The sequence below is a fragment of the Desulfocurvus sp. DL1XJH-121 genome, from assembly GCF_054819825.1.
The window spans coordinates 54,616-79,287 of record NZ_JBTVWW010000014.1 but is presented as its reverse complement, the minus strand read 5'-3'; the positions used below and the strand labels follow the sequence as shown (position 1 = coordinate 79,287).

Here is a 24,672-nt window from a genome sequence, read left to right as displayed (position 1 = left end):
AAGGAGACGACGACATGCCCCAGAACATGCCCCATCAGTTCGAGGCCCGCACGCTGACCGAGGTCATCCAGGCCCGGCCCCCGCTTCCCGGACTGTTCAAGGAGTTGTTTTTCCGCACCCGCAACGAGTTGCCCACCAAGTACGCCGAGCTGGAGGTGCTGGTGCGCGGGCGCTCCCTGGTGCCCTTCGTGACGGACTACGAGGGCGGCACGCTCTCGCCCAAGACCCGGCGCGAGTTGCGCACGGTGAAGACCCCGCGCATGAACCCCATCGAACGCTTCTCCGCGCCCGAGCTGGTGGACGCCACGCGCCCGGGCCAGGGCGTCTACCGCAACACGCCCGAGGACCTGGACGCCGCCATCGAGGAGGCCGTGGTCCGCGACCTGGACGGCATCAAGGACGACGTGGAGCTGACCATCGAATACATGTGCGCCCAGGCCGTCACCGGATCCCTGGTGGTGGTGCAGGACGGGCAGAAGGCCCTGGACATCGACTTCCTCATGCCAGGCGAGCACAAGGTCGCGCTCGGCGACGGCCTGCGCTGGAACCAGGAGGGCGGAGACCCCGAGGCCAACCTCGAGGACTGGGCCGCGCTGATTACCGCCGCCGCGGGCGTGGGCGCGGACCATTGCGTCATGGGCCTCAACGCTTGGAGGGCGTTCAAGAACAACGCCATGATCAAGGACGACCTGGACCGCCGCCGCATCGAGATCGGCACGCTCTCGCCCGACGTGAACAAGCTCAGGAAGGGCGAGTTCAACGGCCTGGATATCTGGGCCTATGGCGGGGAGTACGAGGACGCCGACGGCAGCGTCCAGCACATGCTCCATCCCGACTACATCGTGCTCGGCTCCTCGTCCGCGCGCTGCAGCATCGAGTTCGGCGTGCCCGAGGATCTGCGCAACCAGGGCCGACCCAACCAGTTCTTCGCCAAGGCCTGGGAGGAGGAGAACCCCTCCGCCTACTGGATCGGCGTGGAGTCGCGGCCCCTTCCGTTCCCCAAGCAGCCCGGGGCGTTCGTCTACGCCAAGGTCGTCTAGGAGGTTCCCATGGCTTCGAAGAAGACCCGGCTGGTGCTCTCCGTCAGCTACCACGGCAGAGACGGCGTGATCCCCGCGGGGCAGGAGGTGGAGCTTTCCGCCGCCGAGGCCCGCGAATTCCTGGCTCAGGGCCTGGGCCGCGAGCCCGGTTCCGGCCTGCCGCCCGCGCCCGTGACCGTGTCCGGTGCGGAGGCCGAAGCCCTGCGCGGGCGCGTGACCGCCCTGGAGGCGGAGCTGGTCGCCACGCGGGCCGATTGCGAGACCCGCCTGGCCGAGGCCCGGGACTACGCCCTGGGGCTGGAGGACCGGCTGCGCGAGGCCGGTCTGCTGGAGGAACCGAAGCAGGACGCCGGAAAGTAGCCCGGCGGGGAAGGCGAGCTTCATGACCCTGACTCCCCTGGAAACCCTTCTCGGCGGCGCGCTGGTTTCGTTCATCACGGGCGTGTCCGTGCGCCTGTTCATGGGCGGGGCCTTCGTGACCCGCCAGCAGTGCAGGTTGAACCACGAGCAGGACTGCCGCAACAACGGCAGCGTGCAACGCAAGCTGGACATCCAGTTCCGCATGCTGCGGGCGCTGATCATCCATTCGGACCTGCCCGTGGAGAAGAAGGAGGAGATCTTGAACGAGCGGGGGGACGGGCTGTGAGGGCCGTCACGCTGACGCGGCTGGCCACGGGCGAGCAGGGCACCTTCGGCCTCCTGGAGGCCGGGGAGCTCTCTCTGCACACGGCGGAGCTGCCCGAGCGCGGCAATCGGTGCAACGTTTCCTGCATCCCTGCGGGGGAATATCCCTGCCGCGTGGTGCGGTCTCCTCGCTTCGGCCGGGTCTATCACGTGCTGGACGTGCCCGGGCGCAGCGGGGTCCTGATCCACGGCGGCAATCTGGCCGGGGACGAGGAGCGGGGATGGCTCACGCATTCCCACGGCTGCATCCTGCCCGGCCTGCGTTCCGGTCGCCTGGGCGACCAATTGGCCGTGCTCTGTTCCCGCCCGGCCCTGGGGCGGCTCATGGCCGCCCTGGACGGGGCTCCCTTCAACCTGATCATCACGGAGGCTTTCCGTCATGCTTGAGTTCCTGCTGTCCATCGTCTCCGGCGGGGCCACGGGGCTGCTCGGCTCGCTGCTCAAGGGCGTGGGCGATTGGTTCCGCCGCCGCCAGGAGATGGCCCACGAGCGCGAGATGCGCAAGCTGGACATGGAGATGATGGACAAGGAGTGGGAATACCGCGACCGGGCCGCAGAGCGCGAGGGCGAGGTGCGCCTGCAGGAGTCCGCCGACGCCTTGCAGGCTGCGTCCTACGAACACGACCGGGCGACCTATTCCAGCGGCTTCAAGGTCCGGCTGACCTTCAACCGCGTCATGCTCGTGCTGGTGGACGTGGTGCGCGGGCTGACCCGCCCGGCGCTGACGGCCTTTATGCTCTGGCTGGTCTGGGACACCCGCTGTGAGGTTCACGCCGCCCTGCAGGCCGCGGGCCTGGAGCGCATCGACGTGGCCGCGGCCATGGACCTGCAGAAGCGCATCGTCTGCACCATCCTCTACCTGGGGACCTTGTGCGTGACCTGGTGGTTCGGCGACCGGGGCAGGGGAGGCTCGAAATGACCCTGCTGCCCTCGGACACCGTGGACTTCTTCTTCCAGGGGCTCGACTCCGTGGAGGCGACTGCAACCCTGCCCGACGGGACCGAGCGCGCCTTCAGCGCCTATTTCGACGCCCCCTACGCGGAGCACGGCCTGGGCGACGGCTTCAGCCTCGAGAGCGCCGCCTATCTGTTGACCTGCAAGGCCCGGGACGCCGCAGGCTTCAGGCGCGACGAGACCGTCGTGGAGGTGGGCGGCAGGTCCTTCGTGGTCGCGGCCGTGCGTCCCGACGGCGCGGGCCTGGCCGAGGTGGATCTCGTGGATCCCGACGAGGTCACGGAGGTCTCCTTCTGATGGCCACCGCCTATCTGGACACGAATCTGGGCGAGCTCGAGCGCATCGCGCGCGACTTGGCCGCCACCAAGGCCCAGGTCTCGGCAGCGGCCCGTCGGGCCGTCTCCAAGCTGGCGCGCTGGATCAAGTCTGTGTCCCTGCGCGAGGCCGCCCGCGACACCGGCATCAAGCGCAAGGTCCTCAAGAACCGGCTGCTCATCGGCGTGCGCGGCACGCAGTACACGGCCCGCGTCTGGTACGGCCTGAACGCCGTGCCCCTGTCCGCCCTGGGGCCGAGGCAGACGGCCACGGGCGTTGTGGCCGGGCCCGAACAGCGGCGTCACGCATTCATCGTGGAGCGGGGCGGGGGCAGGCAGGTCTACCGCCGCGCGCTCCGCGACCGGCGTCTGCCCCTGGCGGTTCAGTACAAGAGCATCGAGGACGAGTTCCGGCGCATCCTGCTGGTGGACGTGAACCCGAAGTTCCGGGAGATGTTCGCGCGCTATTTCGAGCAGGAGCTGCGCTGGGAGACCGTGCGGGGGAAGGACCGATGATCGCCCAGGCTCACGACGGGATCCTGGCCGCCCTGCGCGGGGGCCTGCCCGGCCTGCGGGACGTGCTGGACTACGGCGTGACCGAGCAGCTTGCCACGCCCGCCGCAGTGCTGCGTCTGGCCGGCATGGAGCCCGACGACGCCCCCGAGGACGGCTCGGGGCGTCTGGACGTGCGCTGCCGCTGGGAAGTGTTTCTGGTCCTGGCCTCGCGCACCCCGGGCGTGGAGCGCAGGCTGCGTGCATTGGCCGCCGCGGCCGCCGTGCTGCTGCACGGGAACCGTTTCGGCCTTGCGGCCCCGCCCGCGCGGTTAGTGCTGGCCGAGGCCAACGAATTCGAGCCGAGCTGGAAGGGGGCGCAGAGCTGGCGTGTGGAGTTCGAGCAGGTGCTGCACCTGGGCGAATTCGTCTGGGACGCCGAGGGCGTCGTGCCGCAGACTGTCCTGGCCTCGCACTCGCCCCTCGTGGGCTCGGAGCATGAACAGGAATACGAGGAGATTTCCAATGGAGTTTGAGTTTTCGGACCTGGAGCGCCGCCTGGCCCTGTTGATCCGCTACGGCACGGTGCAGGAGGCGGACTACGCCGCCGCGCGCGTGCGCGTGGCCATGGGCGGGGCCGTGTCCCACTGGCTGCCGTGGATCACCCTGCGCGCCGGTGGCGACCGCTCCTGGTGGGCCCCCGAGCCGGGCGAGCAGGTCCTCGTGCTGTCGCCCTCGGGCGAGACCGCCCAGGGCGTGGTCCTGGGCAGCATCTTCCGGGCCGCTCATCCTGCGCCTGCGGCCTCCCCGGACGTGGACCGCCGCGTCTACGCCGACGGGGCCGTGATGGAGTACGACCGCGAGGCCCACCGCCTACACGCCCTGATCCCCGGCGACGTAATCCTGGAGGCGTCCAAGGGTGTGAACGTGAAGGCCGGGGGCAGCGTCATAGTGACCGCCGGGGCCAGCGCGGAGATAACCGCGCCGCGCATCGTGCTCAGCGGGGAGATTTTCCTCGACGGCCCCCTGACCCAGGGAGGCGGAGCGGGGGGCGGCGACGCCGTGCTCAACGGCGCGTTGCACGTCGTCCGCGACGTGACCACGGACGCCGACGTGCGCGCTGCGGTTTCCCTGAACGGGCACGTGCACGTCTGCGAACAGTGCGGGCAGACCGGAGGGCCCAGGTGATGCTGGGCATGGATTCCCAGAGCGGCGCGCCCCTCTCCGGCCTCGCGCATGTCCGGCAGTCCGTGTCCGACATCCTTTCCACCCCCGTGGGCAGCCGCGTCATGCGCCGCGACTACGGCTCGCGTCTGCCGGATCTGCTGGACGCGCCCGTGTCGCCGGAGCTGGTGGTGGAGGTCTACGCCGAGACTGCCGCGGCCCTGGCCCGCTGGGAGCCCCGGTTCAAGCTCTCCAGCGTACGCCTGGCCGAGGCCGAGGCGGGGCACATGGTCCTGGACCTCACCGGGGAATACCTGGTGGACGGTAAAACCGTGGCCCTGGAGGGCGTTGTCGTATGAGCGGCGGATACTCGGCCATCGATCTCGCCCGGCTGCCCGCGCCCGACGTTGTGGAGGCCCTGGATTTCGAGACCGTGCTCGCGGAGTTGACCACGGACGCGACGGCCCGCTGGCCCGAGTTCGACGCCCTGCTGGAGTCGGACCCGGCCATGAAGCTGCTGGAGGTCGCGGCCTACCGCGAGGTGCTTCTGCGCCAGCGCGTCAACGATGCGGCCCGGGCCTGCATGCTGGCCTACGCCGGGGGCGCGGACTTGGACAACCTGGCCGCGCTGCTGGGCGTGGCGCGCAACCTCGTCGACCCCGGCGACGCCGAGGCCTCCCCCCCGGTGGCGCCGACCTACGAGGCCGACGCCAGCCTGCGCCGCCGAGTGCCCCTGTCCCTGGAGGGACTGTCCACGGCCGGGCCGTCCGGGGCCTACATCTTTCATTCCTTGAGCGTCGCCGGGGTCAAGGACGCGGCCGTGTCCAGCCCGGCCCCCGGACAGGTCCGCGTGGCCGTCCTGGGGCTCGATGGCGACGGCGCGCCCGGCCAGGAACTGCTGGATGCCGTGGCCGCCGTGCTCGGCGCCGACGACGTGCGTCCCCTCACCGACCAGATGGAGGTCTGCGCGGCGGGGATCGTTCCCTACGCCGTGGAGGCCGTCGTCCACGTCTACAGCGGGCCGGATCCCGCGGTGGTCCTGGAGGCCGCCCGGGCCGAGGCCCTGGGCGTGGCCGACGACGGACACCGCCTGGGGCGGTCCATGCCTCTTTCCGCCCTGTACGCGGCTCTGCATCGCGAGGGCGTGCAGCGCGTGGAGCTGGCCAGTCCCGCAGGAGACGTGGCCGTGGGGGCGGACCAGGCCCCCTGGTGCACCGGCGTCACCCTGATCCTGGGGGGCGTGGTCGATGGCTGATCTGCTACCCCCCAATGCCAGCGCTGCCGAGCGGGCCCTGGCCGAGGCCCTGGCCCGGCTCTCCGAGGTGCCCGCGCCTCTGGCCCGCCTCTGGGATCCGGAGACCTGCCCCGATGCGCTTCTGCCCTGGCTTGCCTGGGCCATGAGCGTGGACCAGTGGGAGCCGGACTGGACCGAGGCGCAGCGCCGCGAGGTGGTGCGCCGGGCCGTGGCCGTGCACAAGGTCAAGGGCACGCGGGGCGCGCTGCAGCGTTCCCTGAACGCCCTGGGCTACACCGTGGGCATCCGGGAGTGGTGGCAGGAGAATCCGTCCGGGGAGCCGTTCACCTTCTCCCTGGAGATCGAGATCGACGACCGGGGCATCGACGAGGACCTGTATGCGCAGCTGCGGGCCACGGCCCGGGCCGCCAAGAACGTGCGTTCGCATCTGGCCGGTCTGGTGGCCGTGAGCCGCGTTCCGGGAACCTGGAGCGTGGGTTGCGGCGCGCTCACCGGTTCGGACCTGTACGTGGAGCCCTGGCAGCCGGGCGAGGTCCCGGGAGGGGACACGTCCCTGCGCTGCGGGGCCGCCTTCGTCCAGTACCAGCTCGTAACCGTCAACCCCCTTGGAGGGTAGCATATGGCCGGGAATTTCTACGGCGTGGTCACGCGCACGGGGCACGGGCTGATAACCGCGGCCCTGGCGTCGGGAACCCGGGTCAACCTGACCCATATCGCCCTGGGCGACGGGGGCGGCGCAGCCGTCGCGCCCAGCGAGGAGATGCAGGCCCTGGTCAACGAGGTGCACCGCGCTCCCATCAATACCCTGGCCCAGGACCCGGCCAACGCGGCCCTGATTTGGGCCGAGGTGGTCCTGCCCGCCAACGTGGGTGGCTGGTACATCCGCGAGGCGGGCATCCTGGACGAGGAGGGCAACCTCGTGGCCGTGGCCGGAACGCCGGAGAGCTATAAGCCCGCCTTGGCCGAGGGTTCGGGCAGCGAGTTCGTTCTCAGGCTGCCCCTGGTGCTGACCAACACCGAGTCGGTCATCCTGAAGATTGATCCCACCGTGGTGCTGGCTTCGCGTGAACACGTGGCCGTGGCCGTGGCCGAGCACAACGCCGCCGCTGACGCCCATGCGGATATCCGGGCCGAGGCTCAGGCGGGCAGCGATCATGCCGACCGAAGGGACAACCCCCACGTCGTGACGGCGGTCCAGGTCGAGGCGGTGCCTCTGTCGGGGAAAGCGGACCTTACAGGCGGTTATAGCATGGCCCCGTTGGATCTAGGGATCAACATAGATGGCACGGTGGTCATTGCCCTGGACGAGCGCAACCACCAAAAGATTACTGTGGACAACGCCAGTGCAGTGTTCGCCGATCCCGCAGACCTGTCCCACTGGCCGGGCGGCGAGGTGCGGCTGTGGCTGACCATGGCGGAAGGATCCGCAATCGTCGGCAAAGGAAGCCATATTGAAGAGCTGTGGGGGTCGTTTGCGCTTCTTCGGGCGGGATCGACATACTTGGTCCATTTGCTCGGCCGGGGCGATGGCTTGGTGTTCGCCTATATCGACGAGGTGGCGTGATGCCTGGCCCGTTTCTCCCCGCATTGCCCCCTCGTAGGGCCGTATCAGTAATTATTGACACGAATCAGTTTGATCTCGGCCTCCTGGCATGGCTGACAGCCAATACTCCATGGTCCGGCGAAGGCCCGGCTACGATCCTGGTCACCATCGCGCCGGGGGTGGTGGTGGGGGCGACTTCGACATCCTCTCCGGCTCTGACTTGGAGCGGTGCTCCGGCTGGAACGCAGCTAACTTTGGTGGTCTCAGCCAACGCGGTAGTGGCAGGCAGAGGTGCCGATAGTGCGGGTACCTATGGCGGACTGAATGCCCCGATGCCAGGCTACCCAGGTGGTCCTGCTCTGTTCGTTGATTCTCCTCTGTCGGTCGATAATCGAGGGATTATCGGCGGCGGCGGCGGTGGCGGCGCGACGGGAACCGACTACGTCGGTAATGCATGCAGCGGAGCTGGCGGGGCTGGGGCTGGATGCGTAGCAGGGCAAGGTGTCTGGACGGGGATAGAAACGACCCCCAACGCGGCGCTCCTTTCGGGGGCCAGGGGAGCCTATGCATCTAGCGCCGGGGGGTACACCGCAGGCGGAGTAGGAGGAGATCTTGGCCAGGATGGCGAAGCGGCGGACGGCCAGCCCGGTGGATCGGCGGGCAAAGCCATCATCGGCATGGACAACGTGACTTGGATTACCACTGGGGACCTGCGTGGTCCTACGGAGTAGGAGGTATCTATTGAAAACGATAGGGTATTTTTATCCTGACGGCAGTGAACACCCCGCTTTGCCGAGTACCGTGGGCGTGGAGGATGTGGACTACTACACAGTCCATATGTCTACGGAAGCCCTCTACGCCCAGAACTACAAATGCATCATGGACGTTACCGACGTTCCCGAAGGGAAGCAGCGCGGGAAGGTTTTCCACGATTCGGATACCGGGACATGCATCGAGCGAACGTACGAATTGGAGGATATCCCCGGGCGGTTCCAGGTCTGGGACGGCGACGCCGGGGCCTGGACGCTGGACCGAGATGCCGCTGCCGGGGCTGCCCGCTCGGAGCGCAACAGGCGTCTGACCGGGTGCGACTGGACCCAGGTTGCGGACAGCCCGCTGGCCGAGGAGGAACGCGAAGCCTGGGCCGCCTACCGCCAGACTCTGCGCGACCTGCCCGCGCAGCCCGGATTTCCTGAAACCATCAACTGGCCAGCAGAGCCCGCACAGGAGGCGTAAGCAATGCCCGAACAATATCTGCACGGCATCGAGGTCCTGGAGATCGACGACGGGACCCGGCCCATACAGACGGTCAAGTCCAGCGTCATCGGCCTCATCGGCACGGCTCCGGACGCCGACGCGGACGCGTTCCCCCCGGATCAGCCCGTGCTCATCACGGGCAGTCCGCGCCAGGCCACGGCCCTGGGCGCGGCCGGAACCCTCAAGCAGGCCCTGGACGGGATCTTCGACCAGTGCGGGGCCATGGTGGTGGTCATTCGTGTCCAGGAGGGCGCGGACGAGGCCGCCACGCTTTCCAACCTCGTGGGCGACGCCGCAGCCATGACCGGCGTCCACGGCTTCCTGGCCGCCGAGTCCGAGGTCAACGCCACCCCGCGCATCCTCTGCGCGCCGGGCTTCACCCACCAACGGCCGGACGGAGCCGCGAACCCAGTGGTCTCCGAGCTCTCGGGCATCGCCTCGCGCCTGCGGGCCGTGATCATCGTCGACGGGCCGAACGGGACCATGCAGGACGCCGTGATCTACCGCAAGGACTGGGGCAGCGACCGCATCTTCGTGGTGGACCCCTGGGCCAAGGTCTGGAATACGGCCGCAGACGTGGTGGTGGCCCGGCCCGCCTCCGGGCGCGTGTCCGGGATGATCTCCGGCCGGGACAACGAGCGGGGCTTCTGGTGGAGCCCGTCCAACCAGACCATGAACGGCATCGTGGGCGTGTCCCGGCCCGTGGATTTCAGCCTGTCCGACGTGAACAGTCAGGCGAATTTCCTGAACGAGAACGAGGTCGCCACCATCATCCACCGTGACGGCTACCGTCTGTGGGGCAACCGGACCACGGCCAGCGACCCGCTGTTCGCGTTCCTGTCCGTGCGCCGCACCTGCGACATGGTCTACGAGTCCATCGAGGAGGCTCTGCTCTGGGCCATGGACCGGCCCATGTCCGCCAACCTCATCCACGACGTGCAGGAGAGCGTGGCCGCCTACCTGCGGCATCTCACGGCCCAGGGCGCGCTCCTCGGCGGAACCTGCTGGCTGGACGAGGAGCTGAACACCAAGGAGCTGCTTATGGCCGGGAAGCTGTATCTGGACTTCGATCTCGAGCCGCCCGCGCCCCTGGAGCATCTGACGTTCCGGGCCCACCGCGAGAACGGCTACTACGAGGAACTCGTCAGCCGCGTGCAGAGCGCGCAATAGGAGGAACGCATGGCCGCCGACAACATCCTGAGGGAATGGGCCCTGTTCGTGGACGGGCGCGGATACGTGGGCAACGCGGAACAGCTCAAGCTGCCCGAGCTGACCCTCAAGACCGAGGAGTTCCGCGCCGCGGGCATGGACGCGCCCATCTCCCTGGACATGGGCATGGAGAAGCTTTCCACCTCGTTCACCCTGACCAAGAAGTGCGCCGACCTGCTGAAGCTCTTCGGCGGCAAGGAGGGCAGCGAGATCCCCGTCACCGCGCGCGGCGGGCTGGAGTCCTCCGACGGCACGGTGACGCCCGTGGTCGTGTCCATGCGCGGGCGCATCGTGAGCGTCAAACCCGGCGAATGGAAGGCGGGCGAGAAGCCCACGGACGAATATACCGTGGACCTCGTCTACTACAAATACGAGCAGGACGGCGACGTGCTGCACGAGATCGACGTCCTGGGCATGAAGCGGATCATCGGCGGCACGGACCGCCTGGAGGAACACCGCAGGGCCTGCGGCATCTAAGGAGGCATCATGAACGCGGAGACCATCACTTTGGAATATCCGGTCCGGCATCAGGGCCACGAGTACGGGCAGATCACCATGCGCAGGCCGCGAGTGGGCGACATGCTCGCGGCGGACAAGCAGGGCGGCAGCGACATGGAGCGGGAGCTGGCCATGTTCGCCAGCCTGTGCGAGGTCGCGCCCGACGTGCTGCGCGAGTTGGACATGAAGGACTATCGCAAGCTGCAGGTGGCCTATACGGGTTTTTTATCCTGAAGGAGGACGACGCCCGGCGCGGCGTGCTGGCCCTGGCCTGGTACACGGGCTGGAGTCGCGCCGAGATCCTGTCCCTGGAGGTGGAGGAGTTCCTCGCCTGGCTCTCGCACCTTCCCAAAACCAGGAGCACCTAGATGTCCCAACAGAACTTCTCCGCCGTGGTCCGGTTCAAGGCCGTGGTGGGCGATTCGTTCTCCTCGGCCGCCCGGGCCGTGCGCGGCGACCTCTCCGGCGTGGCCGAGGGCTATCGCGACATCCGCGCCCGGCAGGACAAGCTGCACGAGTTCGCGGGCTTCGACATGCGGGGCCTGTCCCGCGCCCGGCGCGAGATGCTGGACGCCCGGCAGGAGGCCGCGCGTCTGGAGCGCCAGATGGCCGAGACTGCCAACCCCGCCAGGAAGCTGCAGGACGAGTTCGAACGCGCCCGGCGCAAGGCGGACAAGACCGCGCAGGCCTACAACAGCCAGCGCGGCCGCCTGGTCATACTGAACCACGAGTTGAAGAAGGCCGGGGTCAACACCCGCGATCTGGAAGGGGAGTTCGACCGTCTGGGGCGGGAAGCCGCCTCGGCCGAGCGCAGGCTCAAGGCCATGCAGGGCGTGCTGGATGCTGGCGTGGGCGGAGCCTTCCGCAACATGGCCGGGGCCGCCACGCGCTACGCCGCGGTCGTGGGCGGCTCCGTCGGCGCGGTGGGCGCGGCCGTGACCATGAGCAACAGGCTTACGGCCCAGCAGGACGCCCTGGCCCAGGCCCTGGGCGTATCCTCCGAGGGCTTCGCGGCCTGGGGCGGCATCGCCCGGGAGATGGGCTTCGAGGCCGACAACGTCGGCGATCTCATGGAGGAACTGAACAACAAGCTCGGCGAGTCCGCCGGGCTGGCGGAGATAACCCCCGTCACCGAAAGCCTCCAGATTCTCGGGCTGACCTTCGAGGAACTGCGCGACCTGAAGCCGGAGGAACAGTTCCGCCGAGTGGCCGAGGCCGTGAAAGGGCTGGACGACCATGCCCAAGCCGTGTCCGCGGCGGACATCCTCATGGGCGGCGAGGCGAACAAGTTCTTCGGCTACCTGCGCAGCCGCAAGGAGGGCGTGGACGAGCTCCTGGCCCGGCAGAAGCGTCTGAATGTGCTCTCTGAGGAGGGGCGCGCCGGGGCGCAGGCCTACAACACGGCCTTCTCCCGGTTTTCCACCGTGGTGGCGTCCGCCGCGCAGGAGGTCTCCGGCCTCGTGGGCGGGGCGCTGGCCCCGGTGGTGGAGGAGTGGGGGCCGAAGCTGGCGGACTGGATCCGCGAGAACCGGGACGGCTTCGCCCGGATCGGCGACACCGTGCGCGGGCTGGTGCCGTCCGTCGTGTCCTTCGGCAGGGGGCTGGTCACCGTGTTCCGGAGCGTGGGCGCGGTGGTCTCCTGGGTTGCGGCGGCCGTGGGCGGCTTCGACAACCTGGCCGTCGCCCTCGGCGTGGTCCTGGGCGGGAAGGTCGCCCTGGGCGCGTTCCAGTTCGGCAGGGCCCTGTACGCGGCGGGCACGGCCGTCTGGCCGCTGGTGTCGGCCGGGCTGCCCGGGCTGGCCGCGGGCATCAAGGCCGTTGCCGTGGCCTTCGCCTCCAACCCCATCGGCCTGGTCATCACCGGCATCACCCTGGCCGTGGTGCGTCTGATCACCATCTGGGACGACCTCAAGAAATCCTTTGCCGAGGGCGGGTTCCTGGGAGCCGTGGGGCGGTTCTTCAATGTCTTCGGCGACGACGATTCATCGCCCGCAGCGTCCGGCGGGGGCGGGATGGGCACGGCTGTCCCGGCCGTGGCCGGTGGTCCGTCCATCCCCGACCTGCCCGTGGCCGCGTCCAGCGGCGGGGCCCAGGTCTCGCAGTCCGTCGGCAACATCAACGTCTATGCCGCGCCCGGCCAGTCCGCCGACGAGGTGGCCCGCGAGGTCATGCGCAGGCTGGACGACCGCGCGCGCGAGGCCAAGCGCGGCACGCTCTACGACTAGACCATGCAGAAGATCATGATGCGACTCGGGAAGTATGCGTTCTCCCTGGACGGCGCCGCGTATTCGCGCCTGGAGCGCTCCACGGCTTACCGCTGGGCAGTGCAGGAGCGCCATGGCCGCGAGGCCGCGTTGCAGTTCCTGGGCCCGGGCGAGGACACCCTGTCCCTGCCCGGGGTGGTCTATCCGCATTTCCGCGGAGGCCTGGGCCAGGTGGACGACATGCGGGCCATGGCGGCCGCAGGGGAGCCGCTCCTGCTCGTCGACGGCCTGGGGAAGATCCACGGCCAGTGGGTGGTGACGAGCGTGGCCGAGACCCGCGAAGTGTTCTTCGCGGACGGCACGCCGCGCCGGATCGAGTTCACCCTCGGGCTGCGCTACTACGGGGAGGCCTGAGCCATGGCGCGCTATCTGACCAGGGACGGCGACATGCTGGACGCCGTGTGCATGGAACACTACGGCCGCACCACGGGCGTCGTGGAGGCAGTGCTGGAGGCGAATCCCGGCCTTGCGGACCTGGGGCCCGTGCTGGACGCCGGAACCGTGCTGATCCTGCCCGAGCTGTCCGACCCGGAGCCCGAGCAGGGGCTCAGCCTCTGGGACTGATCCATGCCGCAGAAGCCCCACCGGCCCGCCTTCCGCATCGTGGCCAACGGCGATGACATCACCGCCGCCATCCGCGAACGGTTCGTCTCCCTTTCCATCACGGACGAGGCCGGGATGCAGTCCGACGCTCTGTCCCTGACCCTGGCGGACACACCTCCGCACATCTTTCTGCCGTCCACGGGTGCGGAGCTACGCGTCTGGCTGGGGTACGAGCCCACTGTGCGCTACATGGGGCTTTTCGTGGTGGACGGCATCACCCTGGCCGGGCCGCCGGACTCCATGAAGATCACGGCGCGGGGAGCGCCTTTCGAGAAGAGCGGTTCCTACAGCGAGCTGCAGACCCGGCGCACGCGTTCCTGGCCGCCGGGCACGGCGGGCGCGCTGGTGCGGACCCTGGCCGCCGAGCACGGGCTGAGCCCGGCCATATCGGAGGAATTGGCCAGCCGGAGCCTGCAGCACCTGGATCAGGTGGACGAGAGCGACATCAACCTGCTGACCCGCGTGGCCTCGGACATGGGCGCCGTGGCCAAGGTGGGCGGCGGGTCGCTGGTCTTCGTGAAGCGGGGCGAGGGCAAGACCGCCAGCGGCAAAAGCCTGCCGACCATCACCCTGACGCCCGGGGACGTGACGAGCTGGTCCGTGAGCATCTCCGGGCGCGTAAACTACCGCCGCGTGGTGGCCTCCTGGCGCGACGTGGCTGCCGCCCAGGACGTGGAGGAGAGCGCGGGCGAGGGGGATCCTGTCTTCCGTATCCGCCACGCCTTCCCCTCGCAGGAGGCCGCACAGCAGGCCGCCCGGGCCAAACTGGCCGAATTCCAGCGCGGCAAGCGGAAGTTGTCCCTGAGCCTGCCCGGCGATCCGGGCCTATGCGTAGAGGGCCGCGTTGAGTTGGTGGGCTTCCGCAAGGGAGTGAGCGGAACGTGGACAGTCAGCCGGGCAGAGCACCGGCTGGACGGGCGAGGGTATGGAACCGATGTTGACGGAGAGGAGTAACTTGGCTGTCAAAGTTGCTCCCCTTTTTTAACAAGCAAACGAAGGTTGCTATGTGTCTTCTGCTTGTGCTTATTGGTCAATTTCTGGCAACGCAACAGTCCATATCTTTTTCAGAGGAAGTTCTGATTTTATATCTTCATTCAACTTGTCGTAGGCTTTGAATAATTCCTGAAGAATGTTTTGGGAATCCCAAAGGCGGACGTTGAAAAATTGGGTTCGTTCTTCGGCGTTGTAGGTTTGCTTGAAGCCTCCCCACGAGACGAGGAGACCACGAGTCGCCCCTACTTGGTGCATTGCTCCTATCAGTTGATCAAGGACTGGGCGGTCAAGAGGGGTATCTGATGACTTGACCTGGACGCAGATGCGGGGTTCGTCGAAGCCGAGGGGGCCTGCGGCAGCGAGGATATCTATGCCTTTGTCGGGCCCTGCTGGGCTGCGGTAGGTCTTGAAGCCCTGGGCGATGAGGATTGCTTCTACCAACCTGGTCAGGTCGTGGCCCCTGAATTTTTGGCTGATGAGGGCTGCGATGCTGTCGTTGGCAAATTGTTCCAGGTCGCGCGCTTGGATGTCGCTTTCGTCGTTGCCGTTGGAGGAGGGCAGGAGGATGCCCGAATCCGGCGCCCCACCGGATTCGACGATCCTTTTGATGCGTTCTTCAGCGTTGTTCCTGGAGATCTTGCAAATTGTGGAGAATGCCCCCAGGGAATAGAGGATGTCTTGCGGGAAGGAGGTCCGTGGGATGTCCATGGCGAACCATTCTACCTCCCGATAGTGGTAGAATGGGTCTTCAGCTTGTTCATCGTATTGGTATCCACTTTTTATTTTCGCAACATGAATCACTGGGGATGTCTTGCTAGGGAGGGCGACCCAGTCCCCGATGCTCATGTCTTTAGCGAACGCCCAGATTTGGGAGCTGTTTTGAATGATTCTCCCGTCAGGGGCGTCGGGGTATGTGTTTGAAAGTACGGATCGTAGGCCTTCTCTATTCACAAGCTGCGACAGGTCTGTGTTTAAATAATCCCATGTGCAATAGATTCTGTTGTCATCGAGGAATCTCTGCTCATATTCCCCATATTTTCCGGCTCTGTTCATCCAGATCGTCATGACGGACCTCCATGGAGGGCTGCAAATGCTCATTGTTTTTCTATTGGGCTGCTCTTGGTCTGTAGGACAATTCCCTACAGTTGCTTTTGCACTCCTACGACCTGCATGAGCTTCCCAAAGCTATCCACGACGTCATATTTAACATGCTCAGGACTAATCTGTTGATTGATTTGATCGAAAAATTTTCGGGCACATTCAATTTTAGTCTTCTCAGTGGTTCGAAGCTCCATACTAGACATGGAACCTTTGGTCTCAGCAACAAAGTATACGTGTTTGACCGTGCCTTCCTTAAAGGAGATGGCCCAGTCTGGATTGTAATCTCCAACAGGAGTTGGGATTAAAAAGCCGCTCGGGAGCTTTGCGTACACGACCACCTCGTCGCATGTGTCCAGTTCCTTTACAAAGGCTCTTTCACCTTTGGAGTCTGTGATCGCATAGTCGTAGATGTGATGCTTGAGCTTATCACTTGCTTTGGTGAAGTCCTGCCTGCTCTGCCCCGCTGTGAAAATCCCTGCGTCGTAGGTCTCGGCGAGGCTGTCATAGCTCATCCGTTGAACAATGATCGTTGCCTTTTGTTCATTGATAAGCCGTGAAGCCTCAGCAATGAATTGTTCCGGGTTTTGCTGGAATTTTTTGAAAACTTCTGCCTGGATGCCACTGAGAATTGCAGCGATGGTCTGTCGCGTCAGCTGTGTGTTCTCTGAGATCTTTCCAAGGAGGTCGTATGTGACCATGGAGTGAATGGAGCCGTTATGCGTCTCGGTTTTGGTTTCTTCTAGTTTGAAACCCTCACCACGCTTCAGTTCTTCTTCGGTAATCTGGTCCCCTTGAGCCCCTCCATGGATCGTGTAAAGCAGAGGTGAGACTTGGAGTTCTTTGTCCAAGGCCTGGATGCTATGACTGATGAGTTCTTTGGAGTCGAATTCAACGCGGTATACGGCTTTTCTGTTGATACGCCGCCAAAGTTCTTGGAATTCTTTTTTCTCAAAGTTCTCATTCAGAGGGTTGGTCTTGGGGCTGCGTCCATCCATCATGTCCGGCATCTGGGCTTCACTGAACACGCCGTCGATCAGGCTTAAAATCTGATCTGCATGAGGCGCTAGTTCTGCAGGAAGCTCGGCAATGGTCCCGTTTTCCTTGTCGTCGTGATATGCTTGCGTAATCTGGTCGGCATCATCCGTATAGTCGTTCTTGATCAGGTATCGATATATCTGCTTGGCCATTGCGGGGGAGATGGTCAATTTCCCCGTGGCAGTGACGATAACCTTGCCGGTGAAATAGGCTTCGTCGGCCTTGCGAGGACGGGCGGACAAGGATTCGCTGAGTTCTTTCTGAAGGTTCCCCACGAAGTCCTTATAGCTTTCACTGGCTACGACAGTCAGGACGTTGAGGGTATGGACCGTCGCGGGGTTGTCCATCCGATCTCCCTGCTGATTGACGCAGAGTCGCAGGCCGCGCCCAACCTCTTGACGCCTGGAGATGGTGTTGTCGCTGTGCTTGAGCATGCACATGACGAAGACGTTCGGGTTGTCCCAGCCTTCGCGCAGGGCCGAGTGGGAGAAGATGAAACGGACCGGCTCCGCAAAGGACAAGAGCCGTTCTTTGTTCTTTAGGATCAGATCATAAGCATCGATATCGTCGGATAATCCAGCGTTCTCGCCACGCACCTTGAAGCTCGGATCAGTGAGGCGCTTGGTCTTCTTGTCGATGGCGAAGTAGCCGTCGTGAGTGCGCCTGGTGTCGATCCCCTCAAGATATTCCCGGTAAGCCTTGCACTCGGGGGCGAGTCCCTGCAGGTGCTCCGCTTTTGCAAGCTCGTATTCCTCTTCGAATATCCGTGCGTACTCGCCTTGCTCGTCGGGCTGGCTGTAGTCACGGTATTTGACCACCTCATCGATGAAGAACAGAGACAGCACTTTGATGCCCTGGCTGAAAAGGTTCTTTTCTTTTTCAAAGTGGGCCTTGATTGTCTCGCGGATCTGTATTCTCCGAAGGGTCTCTTCGGTCACGTCGCCGGTGGCGTCGCCTGCGTGAAGGACCTGGCCGTTGGTGAATTCTACCGTGTCGTTGTAGGCGTCGATTTGCGAGATGGTGAACCCTTGATATTGATTCAATCCATTGGATTCTGTGGACAGGTCCCTGCCATGCTCCAGGCGTTTGATGACCCGTTTGATCCCACTCGCCTGACGGACCTCCATTTCGATCCGTGCAATTGGCGCCTGTTTGGATATCTCAATGGATTCGAGGAAGAGATAGGCGTTGGTTCCTGCTAATCCTTTAACCGTGATGCCGCGGACCGCGATCTTTTTGACCAGTTTTTGGTTGTAGGCGTCCAAGGCGTCAAGGCGATGAATCTTGTTGTGGATCGTCTTGTGCGTGGCTGAATAACGCAGAATTATCAGTGGATTGAACTTAGCTAAGGCTCTTAGCGTACTTGGTCCTTCCATCTTCTGTGGCTCATCCAGGATCAGGATAGGGCGGTTGCTGCTGATCACATCGATGGGGCGGCGCGACTGGAAATCATCCAGCTCTTCGTAAATGCGGCGGTTGTCCTTACCTGCTGCATTGAAGGCCTGGATATTGATGACCATGACGTTAATGCCTGAGCCAGAGGAGAACCCTTCAAGCTGGTGCAGTTGCTTGGAGTTGTAGGCAAAAAAGCGGGCCTTCTTGCCATAGCTCTCGACGAAATGCTCGGCGGTTATCTCTAAGGATTTAAGCACACCTTCACGGATTGCGATGCTGGGCACCATGACGATGAACTTGGTCCAGCCATATCGCTTGTTCATCTCAAAAATCGTCTTGATGTAGCAGTATGTTTTGCCGGTTCCGGTTTCCATCTCAATGTCGAGGTTTAGCTTGCAACCGGCGCTGGGCACCAGTGCGTCGGACAAAGGCAGGTTTTGCCGTTGTTGCACGTTTTTGATGTTGGCGAGAAGTTGGGCTTCACTCAGCTGGATATCTACGTTTTTGAACCCGGAAGTCTCATCCAACCTCTGCTCGTATTGTCCAGGAGCTATCCGTTTCCCTCGGCCTGGGTCGACCCGGTATCTGATGCTAGTGGCGTTCGCCTGTCCTGCCAGGCAGTCGACCACAGATTCAACAGCGGCAGTCTGATAAGGGTGAACTTTAAATTTTAGTTTCATGGCAATCTCCCCTAGATGGACCGGACTTCAGTAGCGGGAGACATCTGCTTGAAAATCTGCTCCACGTTGATTTTGACCGCGTCGGAGGTGAACCCACTATCGCGGAATACGATCCGCAGGGGACTAAATTGAGCCAGCTCTTTGACTAGGTCTTCACTTACGCTGGTATCGAAGCAGGCGACAAGATCGTAGGGAGGTTCGTTGACAAAGAAGACGGTCTTGCCCTGGATGTTTTCTTTTTTGATCGGCAACGAAAGGTCCACGCCCCAGTCTAACAGGACCTGGAAGAGTAAATCCTCTGGTATGCGGTCTGGTTTTATATTGTCGGTGAAGAGTTCTAACTGGCTTTGTTCGACGTTGTCAGGAGTGTAGTAGATGTTGGCCATGTTGGACGAGTCAATTTTAAGTACGCGAAAGCCAATATCTTCGTTCCAGCCTGTATGTCCGTTGTTTTCTAATGATTTTAATCCCGCAAGCCTGATGCGCTCTTTAGATATTTCAGAGAGGGAAAGAGGTCTTCCAGACTTAGAAAGCATTTTAATAGCAGCCTGAGCAGTATTTTTTGCGGTGCCAGATGTCGTTTTTACGGCGTCTTCAAGAGACTCAGGTAATTGGACCATGATAAACCTATGGTTTGCGCCACAGGAAGCATTCGCTTTAAAAACAGCTTCAGCTGTACTTGATGATCCAGCAAAAAAATCCATTATGATGGAATCGCTATCAAAGGGCGTTACATATTCTATTAAGCGGGCAATCTCTTCATGGTCTTTGGGGTTGTTGAATACCTTTGCTCCCATTAAATTGCGCAAATACTTAACGGCAACTTGAGATTGCTTGTAAAAATATGATCCTCTGACTTGGGAAGCAAATTCGATGTCATTGCCACTTTCATTAGTATCGTCGTAGGCCTCTTCTTCTATGTCTACCTGATTTTCTGTAGGGATCGGTCGAATATGGGCTTTGCGAAAGGGGGGCTCAGTGTGGTCCTCACGAAATTCGACTAAGCCAAGTTTTATCTGACGTTGCATTTCCTCTGAAGATGCGTATCTCCAGCCTGCCTCAGGAATTGCACAGGGGCGTTTCGTCACGGGGTGAATAACTTCGTATCTTGGCCCGTCTCCGCCAGGCCAAGAAATATCTCGATCTCGCCATGGGCCAAATTGATCCACTCGTTTGTATCTTGCCCACTTCTTTGCGGGATGACTTTTAGGTAAATCGGAGAACCACTGGCTTAGATCTGTTTCAATAGCATGATAATTTTCACCATGGATATTTTTGAGTCGTATGAACTCCTCCCAAATATCCCTGGCCCCTGGTTTTTCCTCGCGCCAAGTCTCTCCTCTCTCCCTGAGACTTGCAACATTTCGTGCATAGACAAGCATGTATTCATGCCCAACAGAAAAGAATTTTGCGTCGTTCTTTCGTCCTTTTTCCCAGATAAGCTGTGCTACAAAATTTTGTTCCCCAAAAATCTGGTCGCAGATTTTTCGCAAAGACGCCTGTTCAGCATCATCAATACTGAGAAAGATGAGACCGGTGTCGCTCAGAAGGCGTTTGGCAATAGAGAGTCGTGGATAGATCATTGTAAGCCAGTCAGAATGGAAACGCCCCCGGCTTTCCGGATTGCTGACAAGTCTTCCCCCTTCTTCAGTCCGTTCGCCAGTGGCTATTTCAAATTCTTTTTTGGATGTTGTAAAATTGTCTTTGTAAATGAAGTCCTTGCCCGTGTTATACGGCGGATCAATGTAGATCAGCTTGATCTTGCCGAGGTAGGTCTCCTGGAGGAGTTTCAAGGCGTCCAGGTTGTCACCTTCGATGAACAGGTTCTTGGTGGTGTCGAAGTTTACGCTCTCTTCTCTGCAAGGGCGCAGAGTCTTGGCGATGGGGGCGTTTGCGGTGAGGAGCGCCTCGCGTTTGCCCGGCCAGTTGAGTTGGTAGCGTTCCTGTGGGCCTTCCACGATGGAGTCGGACAGTTCCTGCTTCAGTTGGTCAAAATCTACCGCCAGTTGCAATTTGCCGTCTTCACCCTGGGCTTCGGTCACACAATCAGGGAACAACTCACGAATGCGAGCAATGTTCTCTTGGGTCAGATTCGGGGAGTGCATCTTCATCTTTTCCATCATATTGCCCCTTAGGATGAGACTGCCATTTCGCCTTACGGGCACAGGCTGGTCAGATTTTCAAGTGTTTGCTTCAAATCGCGCAGCTCGGCATTGATCGCAACCTTACGGTTGAATTGCCGTTCTTTTTGTAAGCGAGCTTCGCATTTTTCGATTTCCCGTTGGGTCACCAAGGCTCTTTCCATACGTTCGGCCAGGGGGCGTAGCTCCTCGCCTGGCTGGGCCGGAAAGGGCATGAGCGGCATTAGGAGTTTTGCGTACAGTGCGTCCAAGCTAAGTGCAAGAGGAAGTGGGCTGCGCGGGGTAGTGTCCGGCATCCAGGGCCCTTCGAAAAGCTCGCCGACGACCCAGGAAGATTTGTCCGCGTCGCTAGGGCGTTTATAGGCCGCCATCGGTCTAATCTGGCCTGCGTAGTGCAATTCGAACAGCAACGGTTTGGGGATTGCCTTGTCTATGCAACACAGCACGTCGCGTTTGAGCTCGCCGGTTTTTAGGGCAATGTGGAACACCTGGATTTCAGGAACGTCCTTGGAGTGCTCCAGGTTGATCGTTTCTGTGGCGAGTTTGTATTCCCAGACGATCTGCTCCACCTGTCGGACAAAGAGCTCCTTGATGGCGGAGGTCGGGTTTGCGTTCTCGTAGATTTTGCTCTTGGGCAGCACGCGCCCGAACGCCGCGCTTTGGGGGTATTCGAACAGCATGGCCGTCATTGGTTGGGTTGCACCACAAGGAACGCCAGGAGTTCGAAGTCGTCGAGCCCGGCGATGGGATGGACAAGGGCCGTGGTCTTTCCTGGGGTGAAGAGGCTGTCCAGGTCCCTTTCTTCCTTGACCTCGATCATCGACTTGATGGCGGCGCTCAGCAGCGCTGAGCATTCCTTCATGTTTTTTCCGTCGTCGGTTTGTTGGTTGAACTGACGGCAGAGGAAGGTGATCGGTTCCACCTGGCCTTTGCAGCTCGTGCGGATGAGGTCGAGCAGCTTCTTTGTTTCGGTATGCCCTGCGACGATTTGGCCGTCGTTGGCTATGTAGACCAGGTAGTAAGGATGGAGCCTGTTTTGTTGGTTGATATTGACGCCTTGGTTCCTGTTGCGCAGGGCGAATATGACCCCGGGGGGCAGGCCGAGTTCCGGTTGAGGCGGAACGACGGCGTGCATTCCGTTGGGGACGAGGGAGAGGTCTCCGCCTTCCTTTACGTAATTGAGCAGGTCCATGCGAAAGTCATTGAGCCCCAGGTCGGTGATGGAAACGCCGGTTTTTAAATCCTCAAGCTCAAGCACCTCATTTTGCAGGCGGTGGAGTTGTTCCTTGCGATATGACGCCTCGCTGGCTTTCGTATTGAGGAGGTTGTCGTCGCCGGTGGCGGTAACGTCGGCGATCACCATGCGATTTTCGACACGTTCCTTGAGGTTGATGTATTCGTCCAAGGAGATGTCGGGCCAGTAGTTCACCAACTGGATTGTTTTGTTGACGGAGCCGATGCGGTCTATTCGGCCAAAGCGTTGGATGATCCGGACGGGGTTCCAATGAATATCGTAGTTGATAAGGTAATCGCAGTCCTGGAGGTTTTGTCCTTCGGAAATGCAGTCCGTTCCGATGAGGAGATTCAGTTCGTGAAGTTCCTTTGGGAGCACCAAAGCCTTCTCTTTGGAACGAGGCGAAAACAATGTCAGAATTGACTGGAAATCGTAGCTCTTTTCTATGGTGGTTTTGGAACCGTTTCCGCCTGTGACCTCGCCGGTATGGATGCCTTTCGCCGTCAGAAGATCTTGGGCCAGATTGTCATAGAGATAATTGGCTGTATCGCCAAAAGCCGTGAAAAGCAGAATTTTTTTATTCCCCGGATTGATGGGGTGATCGATTTTGTCTTCAATAAGTTTTTTTAGGTGCTGGAGTTTGGCGTCATGCTCAGGCGTGACTTTGGCCATGGAATCAAGAAGGACCTCGATAATGGCAAGGTCTGCCTTGAGGTCGTACTCCCAAGACGGGAGATCCATATCCGCCAGACGGATTTTTACCTTTGTCCCAATTTCGGTGGGGGCGGACTCGTTGGAGTCTGTGAAGATGTCATCATCGTCCGCCTCCAGAGAGTCGAGGCGTTCGGTCCAATCCGAGATGCTTCCGTTTTTTCCCGAGCTTTTGAATGATTCGATAGTGTTAAGCGTTCGCGAATTGTTGCCGTGCAGGCATCGCAAGGTGAGCCGGAACGCTTCCACCGAGCTTTCAAGGCGTTTTAGCAGATTGGTCGTCATGAGGGCCTGAAGGCTTCGCTCTCGGTCGGCATGGCGAAGTCTGCGGGCGCCGCCATCGACCTTGGTGTCGTATAGGTCCTCATAGTTTTTGAGACGGCTGGGCAGGACATAACTTAGGGGGGCATAAACAGCGAGCTTAAGACGAGAAAGATGCTCGAAGATGTCGTTGAACCCCAGAACGTCCGTGCGTTGGGTCAGGGGCGCACGGAATGAAAGTGGTTTGAGCCGTTCGGGGAATTGTCCGATATCCTTAGTGTCATAAAAAGTTTGGATGTGCTTCCGCGAGCGGGCGATGGTCACGCTGTCCAGTAGTTCGAAAAAGTCGAAGTCTAAGGCCTGCAGGATTGCTTGAACTGTGCGTTCTTCTGGAGGGAGCTTTGACCATTGGTTGAATACGGTTTGGGCATTGCGGAAAATTTCTTCGATGGATTTTCCGACGCGTAGCTTTTTGCTGAGGGCTTCTGAATCTCCTTCATAGGCCAGGGCAAGCTGATTGCGAAGGTCGTTGAAGCGGTTGTTGACCGGTGTTGCCGAGAGCATGAGCACTTTTGTTTTCACGCCTTGCCGGATCACCTGGTTCATGAGTTTTTGGTAACGAGTCTCTCTGTCTTTGACGGCCTCATTGTTGCGAAAATTGTGGGATTCATCGATGACAACCAGGTCATAGTTTCCCCAGTTGATGCGATTTAATGGCAGACCAAACGACTCTCCCGTCGTGCGGGAGAGATCTGTATGGCATAAGACATCGTAGCTGAATCTGTCTTTGATGAAAATATTTGTAGTTAGATTGCTGTTGTAGTTGAGCCAGTTGTCAGCAAGTTTCTTTGGGCAAAGCACGAGGACGGATTTGTTTCTTAATTCATAATATTTAATGACAGCTAACGCAGTGAAAGTTTTGCCTAACCCGACGCTATCAGCGAGTATACATCCATTATATGTTTCCAGCTTATTGATGATTCCAACAGCCGCATCTCTTTGGTAGTTGAAAAGTTTTTTCCAAACGAGTGTGTCGAGATATCCAGTTCGGTCATTGGGGAGGATGTCTTCGTTGATATCTTCCAGAAATTCTTTGAAAATATTGTAAAGGATAAAGAAGTAAATTCGCTCTGGTGAGTTCTCTTTGTATACAGAGTCGATGTAATCGCAGATTAAAGAAGTGACGTCGCTAAGTTTAGATTTGTCGTTCCAGATTTGGTCAAATAAATCGATATATGTTTTGGTGTGGGTTGCCTCGTTAATTTTATTGACGATGTTTGAAAGTGCATTGCCGTGCTGATACCCAAGGTCAACAGCGGTTAATCCTTGCAAAGGTGTGTAGACAATGTCTGTTTCTTTAGATTGAATGCATGCAAATTGCTGCATTGGAGCGCATGTCGTGTTTGATTTGAATGTGCCTTTTGCTCGTATCCATTTTGCACATTCCCTTGCGATGGACCTTTGTGTTAACTTGTTGCGTAAATGAATCTCAAATTCTGAGCCATAAAGGCTCATTTCTCTATTGAGCTTCGGTATATAAAATTCTCGCCTTTCTTTTCTTGCTTTATCCGTCACTTCATCCGGGGTGAATGTCGGTGCAGTAAATATGAATTCTAAACTCTCTATTTTCCCGAGTTCAGATTTCATGGCTTCATAAGCGTATATAGAAAAGCACGATGCTGCTATTTTGAGCTTTGAATTCTTTGCAATTGATGACTTGATATCATCGCCTAACAATCGGTTTGTGTTGTCGATGATTTCCATATTGCGTTCTACCTGATGTGTTATTTTTAAAAATATATTGTTTGCTAACTAAGGGGCTGGCTGTTGCTTGCCAATTTTAG

Annotated in this window: 27 protein-coding genes; 22 read left to right on the top strand and 5 right to left on the bottom strand. The window is 60.8% G+C overall.

Annotation, left to right across the window (positions count from 1 at the left end):
* Positions 1-14 precede the first annotated feature (14 nt).
* The 22 genes from ACYYG1_RS11225 to ACYYG1_RS11120 all read left to right on the top strand — a co-directional run bounded on the left by ACYYG1_RS11225 (position 15) and on the right by ACYYG1_RS11120 (position 14,231).
* Entirely contained in the window at positions 15-1,040 is a 1,026-nt protein-coding gene (locus ACYYG1_RS11225; protein WP_461210401.1) for a major capsid protein, read from the top strand.
* A gap of 9 nt (positions 1,041-1,049) precedes the next feature.
* Positions 1,050-1,400, top strand: coding sequence for a hypothetical protein (locus tag ACYYG1_RS11220; RefSeq protein ID WP_461210400.1), 351 nt, complete (start codon positions 1,050-1,052; stop codon positions 1,398-1,400).
* A 22-nt stretch (positions 1,401-1,422) separates the two neighbouring features.
* The gene (locus ACYYG1_RS11215; RefSeq protein ID WP_461210399.1) at positions 1,423-1,686 is read left to right on the top strand and encodes a hypothetical protein; all 264 of its coding nucleotides are present in this window, start codon (positions 1,423-1,425) and stop codon (positions 1,684-1,686) included.
* Positions 1,683-2,111, top strand: coding sequence for a DUF5675 family protein (locus tag ACYYG1_RS11210; RefSeq protein ID WP_461210398.1), 429 nt, complete (start codon positions 1,683-1,685; stop codon positions 2,109-2,111). The genes ACYYG1_RS11215 and ACYYG1_RS11210 overlap by 4 nt, the downstream gene beginning before the upstream one ends.
* Positions 2,104-2,643, top strand: a complete 540-nt coding sequence (locus ACYYG1_RS11205) for a hypothetical protein (RefSeq protein WP_461210397.1) — start codon at positions 2,104-2,106, stop codon at positions 2,641-2,643. The genes ACYYG1_RS11210 and ACYYG1_RS11205 overlap by 8 nt, the downstream gene beginning before the upstream one ends.
* Positions 2,640-2,975 carry a head-tail joining protein gene (locus tag ACYYG1_RS11200; RefSeq protein WP_461210396.1) on the top strand — a complete coding sequence of 112 codons (336 nt, stop codon included), beginning with the start codon at positions 2,640-2,642 and terminating at the stop codon, positions 2,973-2,975. The genes ACYYG1_RS11205 and ACYYG1_RS11200 overlap by 4 nt, the downstream gene beginning before the upstream one ends.
* Positions 2,975-3,508 carry a hypothetical protein gene (locus ACYYG1_RS11195; RefSeq protein WP_461210395.1) on the top strand — a complete coding sequence of 178 codons (534 nt, stop codon included), beginning with the start codon at positions 2,975-2,977 and terminating at the stop codon, positions 3,506-3,508. Before ACYYG1_RS11200 ends, ACYYG1_RS11195 begins: the two co-directional genes overlap by 1 nt.
* Entirely contained in the window at positions 3,505-4,020 is a 516-nt protein-coding gene (locus ACYYG1_RS11190; protein WP_461210394.1) for a hypothetical protein, read from the top strand. Before ACYYG1_RS11195 ends, ACYYG1_RS11190 begins: the two co-directional genes overlap by 4 nt.
* Positions 4,010-4,672, top strand: a complete 663-nt coding sequence (locus ACYYG1_RS11185) for a phage baseplate assembly protein V (protein WP_461210393.1) — start codon at positions 4,010-4,012, stop codon at positions 4,670-4,672. The genes ACYYG1_RS11190 and ACYYG1_RS11185 overlap by 11 nt, the downstream gene beginning before the upstream one ends.
* Positions 4,672-5,007: a GPW/gp25 family protein gene (locus ACYYG1_RS11180; RefSeq protein ID WP_461210413.1), complete on the top strand. Its 336-nt coding sequence runs from the start codon at positions 4,672-4,674 to the stop codon at positions 5,005-5,007. Before ACYYG1_RS11185 ends, ACYYG1_RS11180 begins: the two co-directional genes overlap by 1 nt.
* Complete coding sequence (locus tag ACYYG1_RS11175; RefSeq protein ID WP_461210392.1) at positions 5,004-5,903, top strand: baseplate assembly protein; 900 nt, start codon at positions 5,004-5,006, stop codon at positions 5,901-5,903. The genes ACYYG1_RS11180 and ACYYG1_RS11175 overlap by 4 nt, the downstream gene beginning before the upstream one ends.
* Positions 5,896-6,519 carry a phage tail protein I gene (locus ACYYG1_RS11170; protein ID WP_461210391.1) on the top strand — a complete coding sequence of 208 codons (624 nt, stop codon included), beginning with the start codon at positions 5,896-5,898 and terminating at the stop codon, positions 6,517-6,519. Before ACYYG1_RS11175 ends, ACYYG1_RS11170 begins: the two co-directional genes overlap by 8 nt.
* Before the next feature lie 3 nt (positions 6,520-6,522).
* Positions 6,523-7,467 (top strand): phage tail protein, encoded by a 945-nt coding sequence (locus ACYYG1_RS11165; protein ID WP_461210390.1) that lies wholly within the window; start codon positions 6,523-6,525, stop codon positions 7,465-7,467.
* A complete protein-coding gene (locus ACYYG1_RS11160; protein ID WP_461210389.1) occupies positions 7,467-8,177 on the top strand; it encodes a hypothetical protein in 711 nt (236 codons plus the stop codon). Before ACYYG1_RS11165 ends, ACYYG1_RS11160 begins: the two co-directional genes overlap by 1 nt.
* A 106-nt stretch (positions 8,178-8,283) precedes the next feature.
* Positions 8,284-8,682 carry a tail fiber assembly protein gene (locus ACYYG1_RS11155; RefSeq protein WP_461210388.1) on the top strand — a complete coding sequence of 133 codons (399 nt, stop codon included), beginning with the start codon at positions 8,284-8,286 and terminating at the stop codon, positions 8,680-8,682.
* 3 nt (positions 8,683-8,685) lie between these two features.
* Positions 8,686-9,873, top strand: coding sequence for a phage tail sheath subtilisin-like domain-containing protein (locus ACYYG1_RS11150; protein ID WP_461210387.1), 1,188 nt, complete (start codon positions 8,686-8,688; stop codon positions 9,871-9,873).
* Between the two features lie 9 nt (positions 9,874-9,882).
* A complete protein-coding gene (locus ACYYG1_RS11145; RefSeq protein ID WP_461210386.1) occupies positions 9,883-10,389 on the top strand; it encodes a phage major tail tube protein in 507 nt (168 codons plus the stop codon).
* A 9-nt stretch (positions 10,390-10,398) separates the two neighbouring features.
* Positions 10,399-10,644: a phage tail assembly protein gene (locus ACYYG1_RS11140; RefSeq protein WP_461210385.1), complete on the top strand. Its 246-nt coding sequence runs from the start codon at positions 10,399-10,401 to the stop codon at positions 10,642-10,644.
* 134 nt (positions 10,645-10,778) lie between these two features.
* Positions 10,779-12,635, top strand: coding sequence for a phage tail tape measure protein (locus ACYYG1_RS11135; protein WP_461210384.1), 1,857 nt, complete (start codon positions 10,779-10,781; stop codon positions 12,633-12,635).
* 15 nt (positions 12,636-12,650) lie between these two features.
* A complete protein-coding gene (locus tag ACYYG1_RS11130; RefSeq protein WP_461210383.1) occupies positions 12,651-13,028 on the top strand; it encodes a phage tail protein in 378 nt (125 codons plus the stop codon).
* A 3-nt stretch (positions 13,029-13,031) separates the two neighbouring features.
* Entirely contained in the window at positions 13,032-13,238 is a 207-nt protein-coding gene (locus tag ACYYG1_RS11125; RefSeq protein ID WP_461210382.1) for a tail protein X, read from the top strand.
* A 3-nt stretch (positions 13,239-13,241) separates the two neighbouring features.
* Positions 13,242-14,231 (top strand): contractile injection system protein, VgrG/Pvc8 family, encoded by a 990-nt coding sequence (locus tag ACYYG1_RS11120; protein WP_461210381.1) that lies wholly within the window; start codon positions 13,242-13,244, stop codon positions 14,229-14,231.
* 69 nt (positions 14,232-14,300) lie between these two features.
* Here ACYYG1_RS11120 and ACYYG1_RS11115 read toward each other — a convergent pair whose 3' ends face one another.
* From ACYYG1_RS11115 to ACYYG1_RS11095, 5 genes are all read right to left on the bottom strand, one after another.
* Positions 14,301-15,335 carry a restriction endonuclease gene (locus ACYYG1_RS11115; RefSeq protein ID WP_461210380.1) on the bottom strand — a complete coding sequence of 345 codons (1,035 nt, stop codon included), beginning with the start codon at positions 15,333-15,335 and terminating at the stop codon, positions 14,301-14,303.
* 74 nt (positions 15,336-15,409) lie between these two features.
* The gene (locus ACYYG1_RS11110) at positions 15,410-18,481 is read right to left on the bottom strand and encodes a type III restriction-modification system endonuclease (protein ID WP_461210379.1); all 3,072 of its coding nucleotides are present in this window, start codon (positions 18,479-18,481) and stop codon (positions 15,410-15,412) included.
* 11 nt (positions 18,482-18,492) lie between these two features.
* Positions 18,493-20,604, bottom strand: coding sequence for a site-specific DNA-methyltransferase (locus ACYYG1_RS11105; RefSeq protein WP_461210378.1), 2,112 nt, complete (start codon positions 20,602-20,604; stop codon positions 18,493-18,495).
* 32 nt (positions 20,605-20,636) lie between these two features.
* A complete protein-coding gene (locus ACYYG1_RS11100) occupies positions 20,637-21,302 on the bottom strand; it encodes a DUF4391 domain-containing protein (protein ID WP_461210377.1) in 666 nt (221 codons plus the stop codon).
* 5 nt (positions 21,303-21,307) lie between these two features.
* The gene (locus ACYYG1_RS11095) at positions 21,308-24,592 is read right to left on the bottom strand and encodes an SNF2-related protein (RefSeq protein ID WP_461210376.1); all 3,285 of its coding nucleotides are present in this window, start codon (positions 24,590-24,592) and stop codon (positions 21,308-21,310) included.
* Between the last annotated feature and the right edge of the window lie 80 nt (positions 24,593-24,672).

Coding starts and splice junctions, on each gene's coding strand:
- ACYYG1_RS11170 (WP_461210391.1), top strand. CDS start 5,896: ATGGCTGATCTGCTACCCCCCAATGCCAGCGCTGCCGAGCGGGCCCTG.
- ACYYG1_RS11125 (WP_461210382.1), top strand. CDS start 13,032: ATGGCGCGCTATCTGACCAGGGACGGCGACATGCTGGACGCCGTGTGC.
- ACYYG1_RS11150 (WP_461210387.1), top strand. CDS start 8,686: ATGCCCGAACAATATCTGCACGGCATCGAGGTCCTGGAGATCGACGAC.
- ACYYG1_RS11200 (WP_461210396.1), top strand. CDS start 2,640: ATGACCCTGCTGCCCTCGGACACCGTGGACTTCTTCTTCCAGGGGCTC.
- ACYYG1_RS11115 (WP_461210380.1), bottom strand. CDS start 15,335: ATGACGATCTGGATGAACAGAGCCGGAAAATATGGGGAATATGAGCAG.
- ACYYG1_RS11110 (WP_461210379.1), bottom strand. CDS start 18,481: ATGAAACTAAAATTTAAAGTTCACCCTTATCAGACTGCCGCTGTTGAA.
- ACYYG1_RS11165 (WP_461210390.1), top strand. CDS start 6,523: ATGGCCGGGAATTTCTACGGCGTGGTCACGCGCACGGGGCACGGGCTG.
- ACYYG1_RS11185 (WP_461210393.1), top strand. CDS start 4,010: ATGGAGTTTGAGTTTTCGGACCTGGAGCGCCGCCTGGCCCTGTTGATC.
- ACYYG1_RS11220 (WP_461210400.1), top strand. CDS start 1,050: ATGGCTTCGAAGAAGACCCGGCTGGTGCTCTCCGTCAGCTACCACGGC.
- ACYYG1_RS11225 (WP_461210401.1), top strand. CDS start 15: ATGCCCCAGAACATGCCCCATCAGTTCGAGGCCCGCACGCTGACCGAG.
- ACYYG1_RS11180 (WP_461210413.1), top strand. CDS start 4,672: ATGCTGGGCATGGATTCCCAGAGCGGCGCGCCCCTCTCCGGCCTCGCG.
- ACYYG1_RS11190 (WP_461210394.1), top strand. CDS start 3,505: ATGATCGCCCAGGCTCACGACGGGATCCTGGCCGCCCTGCGCGGGGGC.
- ACYYG1_RS11155 (WP_461210388.1), top strand. CDS start 8,284: ATGTCTACGGAAGCCCTCTACGCCCAGAACTACAAATGCATCATGGAC.
- ACYYG1_RS11130 (WP_461210383.1), top strand. CDS start 12,651: ATGATGCGACTCGGGAAGTATGCGTTCTCCCTGGACGGCGCCGCGTAT.
- ACYYG1_RS11175 (WP_461210392.1), top strand. CDS start 5,004: ATGAGCGGCGGATACTCGGCCATCGATCTCGCCCGGCTGCCCGCGCCC.
- ACYYG1_RS11215 (WP_461210399.1), top strand. CDS start 1,423: ATGACCCTGACTCCCCTGGAAACCCTTCTCGGCGGCGCGCTGGTTTCG.
- ACYYG1_RS11100 (WP_461210377.1), bottom strand. CDS start 21,302: ATGCTGTTCGAATACCCCCAAAGCGCGGCGTTCGGGCGCGTGCTGCCC.
- ACYYG1_RS11140 (WP_461210385.1), top strand. CDS start 10,399: ATGAACGCGGAGACCATCACTTTGGAATATCCGGTCCGGCATCAGGGC.
- ACYYG1_RS11120 (WP_461210381.1), top strand. CDS start 13,242: ATGCCGCAGAAGCCCCACCGGCCCGCCTTCCGCATCGTGGCCAACGGC.
- ACYYG1_RS11205 (WP_461210397.1), top strand. CDS start 2,104: ATGCTTGAGTTCCTGCTGTCCATCGTCTCCGGCGGGGCCACGGGGCTG.
- ACYYG1_RS11105 (WP_461210378.1), bottom strand. CDS start 20,604: ATGATGGAAAAGATGAAGATGCACTCCCCGAATCTGACCCAAGAGAAC.
- ACYYG1_RS11145 (WP_461210386.1), top strand. CDS start 9,883: ATGGCCGCCGACAACATCCTGAGGGAATGGGCCCTGTTCGTGGACGGG.
- ACYYG1_RS11095 (WP_461210376.1), bottom strand. CDS start 24,592: ATGGAAATCATCGACAACACAAACCGATTGTTAGGCGATGATATCAAG.
- ACYYG1_RS11195 (WP_461210395.1), top strand. CDS start 2,975: ATGGCCACCGCCTATCTGGACACGAATCTGGGCGAGCTCGAGCGCATC.
- ACYYG1_RS11135 (WP_461210384.1), top strand. CDS start 10,779: ATGTCCCAACAGAACTTCTCCGCCGTGGTCCGGTTCAAGGCCGTGGTG.
- ACYYG1_RS11160 (WP_461210389.1), top strand. CDS start 7,467: ATGCCTGGCCCGTTTCTCCCCGCATTGCCCCCTCGTAGGGCCGTATCA.